This window comes from Vibrio sp. 10N.286.45.E10, assembly GCF_002874195.2.
Lineage (GTDB): Bacteria > Pseudomonadota > Gammaproteobacteria > Enterobacterales > Vibrionaceae > Vibrio > Vibrio crassostreae.
Genome location: NZ_MCWD02000001.1, coordinates 1857334 through 1872407 on the forward strand (window position 1 = coordinate 1857334; position 15074 = coordinate 1872407).

Consider the following 15074-nt stretch of genomic DNA (forward strand, 5'->3'; position numbering starts at 1 on the left):
CCAGATAATGTCGCTATTAAATCACAAGATTAGTAGTCATACATTCCAAATTAAAAATCAAGTTGTAAATTAACAACCAAAAACCACTTTAAAAGCAGTTACTTTCACCAAAAAATCCAACCAAGGTCAAATGTTGGACAATTCGTCATTTACTTACCGTAATTAAACAACATTTAAGCCATCGGTAGATTTACAGTAATAATATTAATGACATCTTGTGTTGGTGGTGATCCTAAAGCAACCTGCTCTAACGCTTTATCGACTTGTTCAGTAAGTTCCGCATTGTTCATAGGTTCAACGTGAACACGTAGACTCTCTAGTGCAAATTGAATCAGTTCTAGGTTGTTGTCTTCTAACGCCACATACAGCGTCACTAACAGCTCTTCAGTGTTATCTTTGTTTCGAAGATCAGGTTTAGGCAGTGACTCGCTTTTACTTTTCGAATCGTGTTGTTTTACGTCTTGACTTTCGAGATCATCCGCTTTTACTTCATGGTATTGGTAAAGCTTATTTGAATAGCGGAATAAAGCATCATCCAGTTCACGCTCATCAATCGGCTTAGCGATAATATAATCCACACCCGCTCCCAGCATACGCTCACGAGTCTCTTTAAAGACATCAGCCGTACAACCAAACACCAATACCGATGACACATCACCTATCAACGCACGAATCGCAGTGGTTGATTCAACACCATCCATCACAGGCATATGGTTATCCATGAGTATCAAATCAAAGCGCTCAGCAACCACGGCTTGTATCGCTAACTCACCATTCTCGACGCTCTTACAAATGAATCCTTTACTGCTCATGAAGGTTTCAATGATCACTGTATTGGTTCGGTTATCCTCGACGATCAGTACCTTTAAGCCTGAGTAGTCTAGCTTCTTATGTGGCAAGCTCTCGATTTCGCCAGGCTGGCAAGGTTGAATCTTCAAGCGAACATCAAAGCTCGTGCCTATCCCTTCTTCACTGGTGACGGTAATACTGCCATCCATCAGTTGGGCAATTTTCTTCACAATCGCTAAGCCAAGACCAGTACCGCCAAAACGCCTTGTAGTGGAAGACTCCGCTTGTTCAAACGGTTTAAAAATACGCTTTTGAGCTTCTTTAGAGATACCAATTCCGGTGTCACGAACTCGAATACTAAGGTAGGTGTCACTTCCCTCTACGACTTCTTTCAAGTACACCTCAACAAAGCCTCTGGAGGTGAACTTCACCGCGTTGTTCAACAAGTTAAACAAAATTTGGCGAAGGCGAGCTTTATCTGAGAAATACCAACGACCAGAAGGCACCTCGGAGTACACTTTGAATTGAAGCCCTTTCTCGGAAGACAATGTGTAGTAAACACTGTTAATACTGCCGATGATCGAATCAAGCGGGAAACGCGTTTCATCAAGATCCAACCTACCCTGCTCGATCTTCGAGAAGTCTAAGATCTCGTTGAGTAGGGTCATCATATGATCGCCGGACTCATACAGGCTCTTAAGATGCTTCTCTTGTTCGGAGTTTAGAGGCGTTTTTAATAGGATCTGAGCGGTACCCAACACACCATTCATAGGGGTGCGAATTTCATGTGATAGGGTTGCAAGGAAAGCGGTTTTTGCATTGGTAGACGCCTGAGCTTTAACCTTTTCCGCTTCGAGATAAATAGTCTTTTCGTTAAAGGTTTTAATTAAATGGCCGATTTCGTCATCACTCGAGTAATCCACATCAATGATTTCGCCGGCTTTCGAGCTATCAACCTGTGCAGCAATCCTTGTGATTGGACTAATCAAATAACGATTCAATAAGTAATATCCTGCCATCACACAAAGTAGCAATAGCGGAACAATACCGCCTTCAATGCTCATCACCTGGCGAAATACTTCGTCTGCTACACGTGTTTTTGAGTTCACCACATCCACTTGCCAGCCGAAATCACCAAATTGGTTGCTACTGATATAGATGCCTTCAACAAGATTGAAGTTATAAGAAACCAACACTTGGTTGAGTTTATCTCTCAGGGTGATACCAAGATTGTACTCTTCGGCGTGGTTTTTAATGAAACCCAACAACTCTTCGAGCGAGAGATCCACCGTCGCAATACCAGCAAAGGTGCCGTCATAGTAATAAGGTGACGAAGCCGTAATCATTCGAACGTGAGTATAGGGATCAATATAGACATCGCTCCAAGAGATGGTTCCCTGTGGCTTGTCTACAACCGAGGTATACCAATACTCTTCGTGATAAGGGGCGTTTTTAGGATTGTTGTAAGAGAACAGTTGATCAATCGTGCCATCGTCAGCTTTGTTGAAAAAATAACTGTTTAAGAGCTTGTCGGAATCCAACGCATACGGTTCTGGCCAAATACCAGCGCTAACAATTGTGTCATCGCTCGCGGCTAACATCGACTTGAATAGCGGGATGACATCTTCACCTTTGCGATGTGCTTGAGCAAAACCAACTAAACTATCAACAAAGCCTTGAGAGCTACTGAGTGGCTCTGTAATCAATGCGGATAACAGTTGCGTACGTAAGTCGAGGTTTTGTTGTAATTTGGCGCGCACAGGGGATTCTACGACGTAATACGTCACACTACCGACAATGGCAATAAACATAGCAAGGTACAGTCCAAGCGCTACCATGCTTTTTTTCTTTAAAGACGACCGTATCTGCATAATTCTTTTATTGTTTTCTTTTCTGTTAAAACTAGTGTTTATCATCCATGACATCAAGCCTTTTTAGATTGAAGCTTGATTGGCACAAGTTCATTGGTACTATAAGCGCAAATATGTTCCCTTTTACGGTACCTCACTTTGACTTTACAAGATATTCTTGCGCTTCCAGAGTTGGAAGGAAAGCTAATCACAGAACACAAAACCATCGGATTTGTCACTGCAATGGCAGCGGCACCCAATGTGTTAACCCCGCATGAGTGGCTACCGTTCTTATGGGGTGGCGAAGAAGTCGCGCCTTTTACGGATGGTGAACAGCTAGAAAGCTACATTGAAGTTATCATCGAGCTTTGGAATAAAACCCGCCCAGAACTGATTGAAGGTACTTGGGTTTGGCCTGAAGCTTGTCAATTAGACGACGAAGAAGTGGTTAACACTGCCGCTCGTGATTTTTGTGAAGGCTTGCTTCAAGGCTGGCAGATTGCTCGTGATGATTGGGAAACGCTAATGCCTGAAGAGAGCGAAGACAACGCGCTTGTTGGCGGCGTCCTACTTTCATTGAGCATGCTTTACGATCCAGAAACTTCAATTGCTACGCTTGCAGAGCAAGGCATCGAAGGCCTAGAACAGTTCGAAGAGATCTTTAACGCTGTTCCGGTCATGCTTTGCGGTCTAACTCAGCGTGGTATTGCACTGGCTGAAGCTCAATAACAGTTAGTTTTATACATACCCAAAAGGCCTCGCTATGAGGCCTTTTCAGTTTTTAGACGAAATGAAAATAGAAGCTTTAGAAGCCTTTCCAATCAAAGTCATCAATTCGCTCATCAGCAATATAGAACAGCTTAGTACCACTGCTGACAACTTGGTCTAGTTCTGGGTTCAGTTCAATACCACTTCCCGTATCAATCGCGATCAGCGTTGCTTGATACTTCTCTTTAAACACAGAGAAAATAGGCGCAACGGTGACAGGCTCGGCGTCTTCAGGGAAATACGTTGAATACTGTGTCATGCCTCTTGTTGAGCTCAATAACTCTTGATGAAGCGCACTTGATCCTGGGTCTACCGCTGCCTTTGCTAGCATCTCTGCACCCACCGCTGGAATACATTCAGAGTTAGGGCAATGCTTGTGCAATAAATCGCTTAGCGCTTCGTCTTTAAAGTAAACAAGAAGGTGTGCCTTAGGGTTTCGGTTGGCACAGTAAAGCGCCGCAGATAGCGTAATGTCGTCTTCTGGGTTATCAATCAAGATGCAACTTGCAGACTCAATGCCCGTTTTCTCCATCTCTTTGCCATCGGTGTAGCTGTTTACTTTAACGAAATTGATTTCACCGGGTAACGGGTTCTCTATATCTGAACGCGTACATAATACGATTGGTCGCTTACCTGTTTCTTCGTGTTGCAGCATGCGGATGAGATGAATGGTTCTTTGCTCATTCCATCCAAGCATCAAAATGTGGTTGTCCACTCTAACTCTCCTTTTTCCTAACAAGCCCGCTCGCCAATATTCAACGCCTTCTGTCGCAACCTTACCAAGCAAGGCCGCAAAAAGACTCAGTCCACCCGGAATCACAAACAGTATAACGATCCATTGACCGGCTACCGTGGTCGGTGATAAATCACCATAACCAACTGTAGAAGCCGTTACCACCAAGTAGTAAGCGAATACGGTAACCGAACTGGTTAAATCTGTTTCACCCGCCAAATACAGCATCAGCCACGATAGAGCGATGTAGCCAAGAAAAGTGAACAGTAAATTTTTGCCATTCAAAACAAAGATGTTTGCTTTGATCCAGCGTTTGAGTTGTAACCAGATTATCATTCGAGCCTCAAGCTTAATCACTTACTTACATGCTAGAAAAAATACGCGATATCAACAAGATGTATCATCAGAAAAAGATACATGATCACAAGATTGATATTGGCGGCCTATACTCAGGTACAAAAAAACCAGCACTCGGCTGGTTTTTCTCTTGATGGTATAAGCAAAACAGTGATTAAGCTGGACCGCTTATATCATCACGGAAACGAAATTAAGCGTTGCCTTTAACCTGTAGGTTAAGCTGTTCAGCAAAATCTAGCATGCGGTTCAATGGGATAAGAGACTTTACACGTAACTCGTCAGAAACGAAGATCTCGTGTTGCTCACCACCATTCTCAAGCGCATTTTCAATCGCTTCAAGGCCGTTCATTGCCATCCACGGACAGTGTGCACAGCTACGACAAGTTGCACCAGCACCAGCCGTTGGCGCTTCAATTAGTTCTTTTTCAGGAACCAATTGCTGCATCTTGAAGAAGATACCTTTGTCAGTAGCAACAATCATCTGTGGATGAGGAAGCTCTTTTGCTTTCTTGATCAATTGGCTTGTTGAACCTACAGCATCCGCCAGTTCAACGACACTTGCTGGTGATTCTGGGTGAACCAAAATAGCCGCTTCTGGGTATACCGATTTCATTTTCTTCAAAGCATCAGCTGAGAACTCATCATGAACGATACACTCACCTTGCCAAAGCAACATGTCAGCGCCGGTTTGATTTGCGATGTAAGAACCTAGGTGACGGTCTGGGCCCCAAATAATGGGTTTGCCTTCAGCATCTAGACTTTCAACGATCTCCAAAGCGATACTCGACGTAACCACCCAGTCTGCACGAGCTTTAACAGCCGCAGAGGTGTTCGCGTATACAACCACGGTGTGGTCAGGGTGAGCATCACAAAATTCTGTAAATTTGTCAGCAGGACAACCAAGATCAAGTGAACATTCAGCTTCAAGTGTTGGCATTAGAATGCGTTTTTCGGGAGTAAGAATCTTTGCAGACTCACCCATGAAACGAACACCAGCAATGATCAAAGTGCTTGCTGAGTGACGGTTACCGAACTTAGCCATTTCTAATGAATCGCCAACGAAACCACCAGTTTCTTCTGCCAGAGCCTGAATTTCAGGATCTGTGTAGTAGTGTGCAATTAGAACTGCATCTTTTTCTTGAAGTAGTTTTTTGATGTTTGCGATGTGGGCCTGTTTCTGAGCGTCGCTCAATGGAACTGGCTTAGGCGGAAACGGGTAAACTGTATCGATTTTATCTAGTATATGACTCATTGCTCTTGCTCTACGCAACTTCTTCCGAGAATCCGAGTATTCTACACAGGACAGCGATTGGGATCAAAAAGGATTGGTTGCAAGCGGTGGCTAGCTAATGCTTAAAACGCATAAACAAGGCGATGCGTTGACATCACTAGCAAGAGAAGTAAACACTAAACGGAAGTGAACAGGTATAAAAAAGAGGCGCCTAAGCACCTCTATTTTGTTTACAAGTGGGTTTTAGCCACTTTAGCCGAAGCACTGTTTGGGTACTCGGTTACGACTTGTTGGTAATATTTCTTAGCTTGCGTCGCGTTGTTGTTGCGCGCAGCTATGTCACCAAGCTTAACCAGTGCATCTGCTCGCTTGTTGGAGTCTTTGTAAGACACAACAGCTGCGAAGCTCTTCACCGCTTCTTTATCTTGCTTCTTAGCGAAATAAAGCTGACCTAACCAGTAATGTGAGTTAGGTGTGAAGGTTGAATCTGGGAAGTCTTTTTGAAACTTTTGGAATGCGGCAATCGCACCCGTGTAGTCTCGTTGCTTTAGAATCATATCTACAGCATTTTGATAAGCGGTTTGCTCATCGACATCAGTACTGAACGTACCAGAAGCATCTTTAGAGCCTTCGCTCGCTGCCACTGCTACCGTTGCGGTTCCTGCTGCTTTCACCTCGCCCCTAACGCGATCCAGTTCAATGAACAGTTCACGCTGGCGCTCTAGCATTTGCTTCATATCGTAGCTGTTTCGTTCCAGCTCACCACGAAGTTCACTGATCTCCAGTGCCATGTCGTCGATTTGCTGTTGCATTTGAAGCTGAACAAGGTTGCGATTTTGAAGCAGGCGCTCTAAACGCTCAATATCTGATTCGTTAGATGCAGACGCTGCTCGAGAGGAAGATGATGAATTGGTTGCGGTGCTATTGAGATCGGATACTGGAGCTGGTGCAGCGAACGCGATGTTCGCTGCACTTGCCAGTAACGAAAGCAAAATGACTCGCTTTGTGTTACTGAACATGAGGCAATTCCTCAATTATATAGTCTACTAAAATTAGTAAACTAGTACTGCGCGACGGTTTTTAGCGTACACATCTTCAGATTGACCTAGAAGAAGTGGCTTCTCTTCACCGTAGCTTACGATAGAGATTTGGTCAGCTTGAACACCTAGTGCTTGTAGGTATTTCGCTACAGCTTGTGCACGACGCTCGCCAAGTGCGATGTTGTACTCAGGAGTACCGCGCTCATCAGCGTGACCTTCGATAGTAACGTTCATGTCAACGTTCTTAACTAGGTATGCTGCGTGAGCTGCTAGCATTTCTTCGTAATCGCCAGCGATAGTAGAGTTATCGAATGCGAAGTAGATTGTTTGAGTTTCACGTAGCGCTTGCTCTTTAAGCTCTTGCTCAGACAGTTGACCGTTAGCGTCAATTGGCGTTACAACAGTTGTGTCTACGTTGCCTTCTGAACCTGAAGTTGTTTGGTTGCTTTCTGTACCAGATGTTGCAGATGTTGCTTCATCAGTTGAGCTACATGCCGTTACTGCCATCACTGGTAGTGCAATCATCAAGCCTTTAAGAACTTTGTTAAGTTGCATCTTTTTTTCCTTACGTTATCAAACTTAGTTTCTACAGCGACTAAGTGCTATAGATAGTTAATTGCCACAATAGTTAACACTATCAATAGCTAAAAGAATGTATCAAGAGAACTAGAGGAACGGTGACCATGCAGGCGCTCGTACGCGTCCGTTGGTTGCCGGTAATCTAGCTTTAAAACGACCATCGATAGAAACCATCGATAGCACGTTTGTTTTGTTGTAGATAGAGCTATAGATAACCATACCTCCATTCGGTGCAATACTTGGCGATTCATCTAACAGTGTTTTTGTTAGCACCTGAACCGCACCGGTTTCCAAATCCTGCTTAGCCAAGTTAAAACCTGAGTTACTGCGATTGACCATGATAAGGAATCGTCCATCAGGGGTGATCTGGCCACCTAAGTTTTGGCTACCTTGCCAAGTAATACGAGAAGTCGAATTATTGGACAAATTTACATTATAAATCTGTGGTTTACCACCACGATCCGATGTGAAAATAAGAGACTTGCCATCTGGGTGCCAGAATGGTTCCGTGTTATTAGAGCGGCCGCGGGTAATTTGAGTCAGCTTACGGCTAGCAAGGTCAAGTGTGTACACCTGAAGGCTGCCTGTTTTAGACAATACCAATGCCAATGTTTTACCATCTGGCGAGAATCTTGGCGCACCATTATGACGAGGGTATGACGTTACTTTCTCACGCTCACCCGTGTAAATATTCATGATGAATATTTCAGCTTGGCCATTTTGGAAACTCACATAAGCAAGCTTTTTGCCATCTGGTGACCATGCCGGTGACATTAGAGGTTGCTTAGAACGAAGCACCAAGCGCTCGTTAAAACCATCGTAGTCAGCAACACGAAGTTGGTATGGGTATTTATCTTTGTCGTTCACTACCACATAAGAAATACGAGTTAAAAACGCGCCTTTCTCACCAGTCAGTTCTTCATACACTAAATCAGAAATACGATGTGCGTATCGGCGCAAGTCCGTTGCCGATAAATCACGCTTCACTTTATGAAAGAGAACATGATCCATAGTACGAACCAAATGACCATCATCATTTAGCCCTTTACTATGACCTTTCGTCAATTGCCCTCGAATAGTGTCAATTAACTGATAACTGATTGTATAAGTACCATTGGGGTTTGGAGAAATAGAGCCGGTTAAGAGTGAATCAACGCCTAAGTTAGTCCAAGCATCAAAATCCACCTCACTTTCGCTGTAAGGCGTCTGTGGCATTTTGCTTGTTGCAACTGGGCTGAATTTACCACTGCGTTGTAAGTCAGAAGCAATAACCGCTGATACATCGTGTGGCAATGGCTCTGCACCTTCCCAACGGAAAGGGACAATAGCGATAGGTCTTGCGGAGTTAATACCGTCTGTAATAACCAGCTCCAGTGCCGCGTGTGCAAACTGGCTGCTTGTAGCTATTAAGAAAACAAAACTCAGTAGTAGTTTCTTTAACACAAGTTCGTCCTTTTACTCTGGTGATACAGTTAAGTTAATGTCTTTTAGTGATTTCACGATGTCTGGGTCTTTAGGCAATGGATAAGATTGCACTTGTGCCACGGCACGCTTGGTTGCTGCACATAAACGGCTATCGCCATCCAAGATGCTTAAGCTACCCAAAATAGCGTTTGAGCCCGTTGGAATCAGCTTAAGGTTCACTCGACATGAGCGTCCTCGATAGCTGTCTTCTAACAACAGATTCTGTTGAATCAATTGGGTATAGATAGCCCCGTAACGTTGTGCTTCATCACTAATAAATTGTTGTCTTGCTGAAGAGTTTTGAGTCGCTTCAGTTTCAAGACCAGCAAAGATATCGTTCAATGCTGCTTCTTGTTGTTTACGCTCTTTTTCTGCTTTAGCTGCAGCTTCTTTTGCCTTACGGGCTTTCTCTGCTGCGGCTGCCGCTTCTTTCTCTTTCGCTATGCGTTGCTTTTCAGCGCGTTCAGCGGCTTCTTTCTCTTTACGAGCTTTGTCTGCTGCCTCTTTCGCCGCTTTTTCTTTTGCCACGCGTTCTTGTTCAGCTTTTGCGATTGCCGCTTCTTTGGCCTTACGCTCGTTCTCGGCTTTCACCAACGCAGCTTCTTTCAGCTTGCGATCAGCTTCGGCTTTAGCGGCTTTCTTTTTCTCTTGCTGTAAACGCGCTTCTTCAGCTTTGCGTTGTTTCTCTTTCTCAACTCGGCGCTTTTCAGCTTCACGAGTCGCTTTAGCCTCTTTCGCTTGTTGTTCTTTTAGCTTACGAATATTTTCTTCTTCGGCTTTACGATTCTTTTCAAGTCGTTCGCTTTCACGTCTCAGTTTGTCTAAACGCTCTTGCTCTTTCTTGCTCGCGGCTTCTCGCTGTTGACGAATCTGTTGAGCTTGCTGGCGAACCAACTGAGGATCAATCACCACAGCCTGAACCATCTGCCCTGTCGGCTTAGGTTCTGACATCGTGAAATCCGCTCCCCAAATAAGCGCAACGAATAAAATGACGTGCAGCCCAAGTGAAATAAGAAGCGGTTTTCTGAAACTATTGGATTTTTTATTAGTCGCTTTCATGAATGCTACGGAGCTATTCCCTTATATCCGTTAAAAGGCCAACCTTTGGCACACCTGCACGGCTTAATTCATCAAGTAATAAAACCACTTCAGCGTAAGGCGTTGCGGCATCACCGCCAACCGCCACTGGAGAATTCGGCTTCAAAGACAACTCAGCTTTCACTCGGACGATAATATCTTCCATAGATAAACCACGCTGTACTTCTTCATCATTAACGCTCAAGCCAAGTTCACCGTCTTTGTTCACTTCAACGATGATGAAACTTGCGTTGTCGTCACCCAGTAGGTCTTGTGCCGATTTAGCCGTTGAAGCCTGAGGCAATTCAACGTCAACGCCTTGAGTAACAAACGGCGAAGTCACCATAAAAATGATCAGCAAAACAAGCATAACGTCGATGTAAGGTACAACGTTAATCTCTGCTGTCATTTTGCGTTTTTTAGGTTGGTATCCAGCCATCTATTATTCCCTGCCAGCCATCGCTTGACGGTGAAGAATACTGTGGAACTCTTCAGAGAAAGTCGCGTAGTTGTGCTCTAGCTTGCCTACTCGGCTGCTGAAGCGGTTGTACGCCATTACTGCTGGAATTGCAGCAAATAGACCCATTGCGGTTGCGATCAGCGCTTCTGCAATACCAGGGGCAACCATTGCGAGTGTCGCTTGCTTCACTTCACCTAATGCGATGAATGAGTGCATGATGCCCCAAACCGTACCAAATAGGCCGATGTATGGACTGATAGAACCAACGGTCGCCAAGAAAGGTAAGTTAGTTTCTAGTTCATCGACTTCACGAGCAACAGCTACGCGCATCGCACGACCAGTGCCTTCCATAATGAAGTCAGGTGATGTTGCATTCGATTTACGAAGGCGAGCAAACTCAGTAAAGCCTGCGTAGAAAATTTCTTCAGTACCAGAAAGCTCGTCTTTGCGTTTATTGCTCTCTTGGTACAATTTTGCAAGATCAACGCCTGACCAAAATTTGTCTTCAAACACTTCTGTTTGTTTCGAAGCTTGAGATAATACTTTACTTCTTTTGATGATCATCGCCCAAGAAACAACAGACATACCCATAAGAACTAGCATGACCATTTTAACTAATAAACTAGCTTCTAAAATTAGGCCTAAGATTGAGATTTCAGCAGTCACTATTCGTTAGCTCCGTAAGAATAAATGTTGGCATTGCCTTTGGTTTCATTTTTTGATTGTCGATACATGCTACCTTAACCATTGCTTTACACAATGCTTTGCCATCAGGATTTACGATCTCTTGACAGAAGACCAAGGTAGCTCGCTTCAACTCGTAAATATTTGTAATGACTTGTAAAGAATCATCAAGGCGCGCACCTTGAATAAAATCAATGTCCATATGTCGGACTACAAAACCGATGTTTTGTTCTAACAAGACTTGCTGAGAAACGCCAATTGAGCGCAACATCTCAGTTCGAGCGCGTTCGAAAAACTTAAGATAGTTTGAATGGTATACAACACCACCTGCATCGGTGTCTTCGTAATACACTGTCACTGGCCACGTAAATGGCTTAGATAATCCCTGCAATTTGCTACCACAATCCAAAACGATAAAGATCTCACTATAACCTAACTCCTTATCATTAATAGTATATCGCTGTGAATTTTTTGATTTAACAGACGAAAAAAAAGGCCATCTGTATAAGATGACCTCTTTTTGGCTAAAAACCCAACAAGTATAAAGATTCACATCGTTATGAACCTAAATCCTTTGCCTTTTATAGAAGGCGCAGCACCGTTAGGTAGAGCAAAATTGTGAGTGAAACGTATGGGCTAAACAGTAGCTGCCACATCCAAGCTCTTGGCTTAAATCCAATACCGTAAACCATGCTTGAGCAAACAGCCCAGATAAACATTGGCCCGATGATCGCGTTAAAGCCCCCGATGCTTGTCGCATACGCTTCAGGATCCCACATCACTAAACCAACATGCATGAAACCCAATACCAAGGATAAAGCTCTTAATAGAGTCTTATCCATTGGTTGATGCAGTTTAGCGATTTGCTCTGCGAGATTACTCACTGTCTTTGTCCATCATTTCTGAATGCTCTAGCCAAAGAGCATTAATGATGCCGAATGCACATGCTAGAAGTACACCCAAAATCCATGCGAAATACCACATAAAATTTCTCCTAAGTTATTTAACTTCTAGCTTAGTAAGCTGAAACGTCGTTATCTTGGATGTGTTTCTTATCTAGACGACCGAACATTTTGTAGTATGTCCAAGTTGTGTAGCCAAGAATCACCGGAACCATTACCGCCGCAACAGCAGTCATAAGGCCAAGCGTAAGCTCACTCGCTGTTGAATCCCACATAGTCAAACTATGGCTAGGATTCAGGCTTGATGGCATTACGAATGGGAACATTGCAAAACCAGCCGTTAAAATAACACCTGCGTTCGATAGACTTGAGAACAAGAATGCGAAACCACCACGCTCAAAGCGAGATGCAATCACAGCAAGCAGTGGCATCGCTACCCCAAGGATCGGTGCAGCCCACATTGCTGGATACGTTTCGAAGTTTGTCATCCAAGCACCCACTTGAAGTGATACTTCTTTGTTTAGAGGGTTTGAATCAGCAAACGTATCGATAGTGCTTGTAATAACATAGCCTTCGATAGATTGAACCCAGAAACCACCAATAACGAACAGAGCAATAGCAATTAGGCCAGTGATCTGAGCAACGTTACGAGCACGAGCGTGCAGCTCTTCTGTAGTCTTCATTTGAAGCCATGTTGCACCTTGCATCACGAACAACATCAGAGCTAATACACCACAAAGCAATGCAAACGGGTTTAGCAGAGCGAAGAACGTGCCATGGTACTTAGACATCATAAATTCGTTCAGGTCAAATGGAACACCTTGTAATAGGTTACCAAATGCTACACCGAAGATGATTGGTGGAACTGTACCACTAAAGCAAAGTGCGTAGTCCCAAGTTTTACGCCATTTTGGATCTTCGATCTTAGAACGGTAATCAAGAGCAAGTGGTCGTAACCAAAGCGCTGCTAACGTCGCGTACATTGCGAAGTAGAAGCCAGAAAACGACGTTGCGTAAACCAGTGGCCATGCAGCAAACAATGCGCCACCCGCAGTGATAAGCCAAACTTGGTTACCATCCCAGTGAGGGGCAATCGTGTTGAGCATAATACGGCGTTCAGTGTCGCTCTTACCGATAACAGGTGAAAGAGCAGCAACACCCATATCGAAGCCATCAGTTACGGCGAAACCAACCAGTAGAACACCGATCAATACCCACCAAATAAGTCGTAAGCTTTCGTAATCAAACATAATATTCCCTCACTTATACTTCGACTGAACGGCTAACTTTGTCTTCAACAGAGTTATCGTTTTGTTCAAAGTGGTAACGGCCTGTCTTTAAGCTACTTGGACCTTTACGTGCGAATTTCAGCATTAGGTAAACTTCAGCAATCAAGAACACTGTGTACAGTGCCAGGATAGCGAATAGAGAAGTCCAAAGCTGTTCAATAGTTAATGCTGATGCTGCAACGTTAACCGGTAGGATTTCACCAACCGCCCATGGTTGACGACCAAACTCAGCAACGAACCAACCCGCTTCGATCGCAATCCAAGGAAGTGGGATTGAGAACAGCGCCGCTTTAAGTACCCATGGTTTCTGTTCGATCTTCTGACGACATGTTTGAACAAACGCTGCGCCGAATACAAACAGCATGATGAAGCCACAAGCAACCATCAGACGGAATGACCAGAATAGAGGCCAAACTGTTGGGATAGAATCATCCGCAGCCATTTGGATTTGCTCTTCTGTTGCATCAACAACGTCATCTGTGTAGCGCTTAAGTAGTAGACCGTAACCTAGGTCACCTTTCACTTCGTCGAATGCCGCCATGTTTTCTTCAGACTTATCGCCTGAACGTAGCTTTTCAAGCAGCTCGTATGCGTACATACCCGTGCGGATACGATCAACGTGGTCATCACGCAGGTCACGCAGGCCTGTTACTTCTTTATCAAGAGAACGTGTTGCGATAATACCCATTACGTAAGGAATCTTAATTGCGTAGTCAGTATCCATTGTTTCTTGGTTTGGAATACCAAAAACAGTAAATGCAGCTGGTGCTTCTTCAGTGTGCCACTCTGCTTCTACAGCAGCGAGTTTCACTTTTTGAACTTCACCAAGCTCGTAACCAGATTCATCACCTAGCACGATTACTGACAGGATCGCCGCCATACCGAAAGATGCTGCAATCGCAAAAGAACGACGAGCAAAGGCAAGGTCACGACCTTTAAGAATGTAGTATGAGCTGATACCAAGGATGAACATTGCACCCGTTGTGTAACCAGACGCTACTGTGTGTACGAATTTAACCTGTGCTACTGGGTTTAGTACAACTTCAGCGAAGCTCACCATTTCCATACGCATCGTTTCAAAGTTAAATTCCGCACCCACTGGGTTTTGCATCCAGCCGTTAGCTACCAAGATCCAAAGCGCAGAGAAGTTAGAACCAAGTGCTACTAACCAAGTTACCGCTAAGTGTTGACGCTTCGACAATCTGTCCCAACCGAAGAAGAAAAGACCAACAAAAGTAGACTCTAGGAAGAATGCAACAAGCGCTTCGATAGCCAGCGGTGCACCAAAGATGTCGCCAACATAGTGAGAATAGTAAGACCAGTTAGTACCGAACTGGAACTCCATGGTTAAGCCTGTCGCTACACCAAGAGCAAAGTTAATACCAAACAATTTACCCCAGAACTTAGTCATGTCCTTGTAAATTTGCTTGCCAGTCATTACATAAACTGACTCCATAATGGCAAGTAGAAATGCCATACCTAGTGTCAGTGGAACAAATAGGAAGTGATACATCGCTGTAAATGCAAATTGCAATCGCGACAGATCAACAACATCAATCATGGTAACTCCTTTGTGTCGGCTGAATGACACTTGTGTGATTATTCACCGCAAAAATCCATGTTAAAACAATTTATGCAATTGTTATTACAAATTGAAATTTGTAGCAAAAACGTACCGTTATAGTTAGATTATTGTTAAGCATGAGCTAATATAGCTGACGCTAATATTACTGGTAAAATCAGTATGTTTCAAAAGATTTATAGGAGAAGCCTGCGTTGATTTGTATCAATTTTATTCACGCAAATTAGAGGTCTTTTTGAACAATCATGATTAAAATCACACCAATTTGA

At 43.9% G+C, this 15074-nt stretch carries 15 protein-coding genes; 1 reads left to right on the forward strand and 14 read right to left on the reverse strand.

Features of this window, described 5'->3' with window-relative positions; genetic code table 11:
* Positions 1-173: 173 nt before the first annotated feature.
* Entirely contained in the window at positions 174-2627 is a 2454-nt protein-coding gene (locus BCU34_RS08195) for a hybrid sensor histidine kinase/response regulator (RefSeq protein ID WP_102432921.1), read from the reverse strand.
* 171 nt (positions 2628-2798) lie between these two features.
* On the opposite strand from BCU34_RS08195, the gene BCU34_RS08200 reads away from it, so the two are divergent.
* The gene (locus BCU34_RS08200) at positions 2799-3368 is read left to right on the forward strand and encodes a UPF0149 family protein (protein ID WP_048659643.1); all 570 of its coding nucleotides are present in this window, start codon (positions 2799-2801) and stop codon (positions 3366-3368) included.
* Between the two features lie 76 nt (positions 3369-3444).
* Here BCU34_RS08200 and BCU34_RS08205 read toward each other — a convergent pair whose 3' ends face one another.
* The 13 genes from BCU34_RS08205 to cydA all read right to left on the reverse strand — a co-directional run bounded on the left by BCU34_RS08205 (position 3445) and on the right by cydA (position 14784).
* Positions 3445-4476, reverse strand: a complete 1032-nt coding sequence (locus BCU34_RS08205) for a potassium channel protein (protein WP_048659644.1) — start codon at positions 4474-4476, stop codon at positions 3445-3447.
* 211 nt (positions 4477-4687) lie between these two features.
* Positions 4688-5749: a quinolinate synthase NadA gene (gene nadA / locus BCU34_RS08210; protein WP_102480698.1), complete on the reverse strand. Its 1062-nt coding sequence runs from the start codon at positions 5747-5749 to the stop codon at positions 4688-4690.
* A 209-nt stretch (positions 5750-5958) separates the two neighbouring features.
* Positions 5959-6747, reverse strand: coding sequence for a tol-pal system protein YbgF (gene ybgF / locus BCU34_RS08215; RefSeq protein WP_048659646.1), 789 nt, complete (start codon positions 6745-6747; stop codon positions 5959-5961).
* Positions 6748-6780: 33 nt separating this feature from the next.
* A complete protein-coding gene (gene pal / locus BCU34_RS08220; protein WP_017062069.1) occupies positions 6781-7323 on the reverse strand; it encodes a peptidoglycan-associated lipoprotein Pal in 543 nt (180 codons plus the stop codon).
* A 111-nt stretch (positions 7324-7434) separates the two neighbouring features.
* Entirely contained in the window at positions 7435-8790 is a 1356-nt protein-coding gene (gene tolB, locus BCU34_RS08225; RefSeq protein WP_102450255.1) for a Tol-Pal system beta propeller repeat protein TolB, read from the reverse strand.
* A 12-nt stretch (positions 8791-8802) separates the two neighbouring features.
* Positions 8803-9870: a cell envelope integrity protein TolA gene (gene tolA, locus BCU34_RS08230; protein ID WP_055319758.1), complete on the reverse strand. Its 1068-nt coding sequence runs from the start codon at positions 9868-9870 to the stop codon at positions 8803-8805.
* A 13-nt stretch (positions 9871-9883) separates the two neighbouring features.
* Entirely contained in the window at positions 9884-10327 is a 444-nt protein-coding gene (gene tolR / locus BCU34_RS08235; protein ID WP_017062072.1) for a protein TolR, read from the reverse strand.
* Between the two features lie 3 nt (positions 10328-10330).
* The gene (tolQ, locus tag BCU34_RS08240; RefSeq protein ID WP_010437896.1) at positions 10331-11014 is read right to left on the reverse strand and encodes a protein TolQ; all 684 of its coding nucleotides are present in this window, start codon (positions 11012-11014) and stop codon (positions 10331-10333) included.
* Positions 11004-11441, reverse strand: a complete 438-nt coding sequence (ybgC, locus tag BCU34_RS08245) for a tol-pal system-associated acyl-CoA thioesterase (protein WP_048616298.1) — start codon at positions 11439-11441, stop codon at positions 11004-11006. Before ybgC ends, tolQ begins: the two co-directional genes overlap by 11 nt.
* Before the next feature lie 172 nt (positions 11442-11613).
* The gene (ybgE, locus tag BCU34_RS08250) at positions 11614-11916 is read right to left on the reverse strand and encodes a cyd operon protein YbgE (protein ID WP_017055065.1); all 303 of its coding nucleotides are present in this window, start codon (positions 11914-11916) and stop codon (positions 11614-11616) included.
* Complete coding sequence (cydX, locus tag BCU34_RS08255; RefSeq protein WP_000270284.1) at positions 11909-12016, reverse strand: cytochrome bd-I oxidase subunit CydX; 108 nt, start codon at positions 12014-12016, stop codon at positions 11909-11911. The genes ybgE and cydX overlap by 8 nt, the downstream gene beginning before the upstream one ends.
* Before the next feature lie 31 nt (positions 12017-12047).
* Positions 12048-13184, reverse strand: a complete 1137-nt coding sequence (gene cydB, locus BCU34_RS08260; RefSeq protein ID WP_102480697.1) for a cytochrome d ubiquinol oxidase subunit II — start codon at positions 13182-13184, stop codon at positions 12048-12050.
* A 13-nt stretch (positions 13185-13197) separates the two neighbouring features.
* Positions 13198-14784 carry a cytochrome ubiquinol oxidase subunit I gene (gene cydA / locus BCU34_RS08265; protein WP_048659656.1) on the reverse strand — a complete coding sequence of 529 codons (1587 nt, stop codon included), beginning with the start codon at positions 14782-14784 and terminating at the stop codon, positions 13198-13200.
* Positions 14785-15074: the final 290 nt, after the last annotated feature.

Excerpts from the sequence above, each read along its gene's own strand:
- BCU34_RS08195 (WP_102432921.1), bottom strand. The coding sequence starts at position 2,627 with ATGGTAGCGCTTGGACTGTACCTTGCTATGTTTATTGCCATTGTCGGT.
- BCU34_RS08205 (WP_048659644.1), bottom strand. The coding sequence starts at position 4,476 with ATGATAATCTGGTTACAACTCAAACGCTGGATCAAAGCAAACATCTTT.
- nadA (WP_102480698.1), bottom strand. The coding sequence starts at position 5,749 with ATGAGTCATATACTAGATAAAATCGATACAGTTTACCCGTTTCCGCCT.
- ybgF (WP_048659646.1), bottom strand. The coding sequence starts at position 6,747 with ATGTTCAGTAACACAAAGCGAGTCATTTTGCTTTCGTTACTGGCAAGT.
- pal (WP_017062069.1), bottom strand. The coding sequence starts at position 7,323 with ATGCAACTTAACAAAGTTCTTAAAGGCTTGATGATTGCACTACCAGTG.
- tolA (WP_055319758.1), bottom strand. The coding sequence starts at position 9,870 with ATGAAAGCGACTAATAAAAAATCCAATAGTTTCAGAAAACCGCTTCTT.
- tolR (WP_017062072.1), bottom strand. The coding sequence starts at position 10,327 with ATGGCTGGATACCAACCTAAAAAACGCAAAATGACAGCAGAGATTAAC.
- cydX (WP_000270284.1), bottom strand. The coding sequence starts at position 12,016 with ATGTGGTATTTCGCATGGATTTTGGGTGTACTTCTAGCATGTGCATTC.
- cydB (WP_102480697.1), bottom strand. The coding sequence starts at position 13,184 with ATGTTTGATTACGAAAGCTTACGACTTATTTGGTGGGTATTGATCGGT.
- cydA (WP_048659656.1), bottom strand. The coding sequence starts at position 14,784 with ATGATTGATGTTGTTGATCTGTCGCGATTGCAATTTGCATTTACAGCG.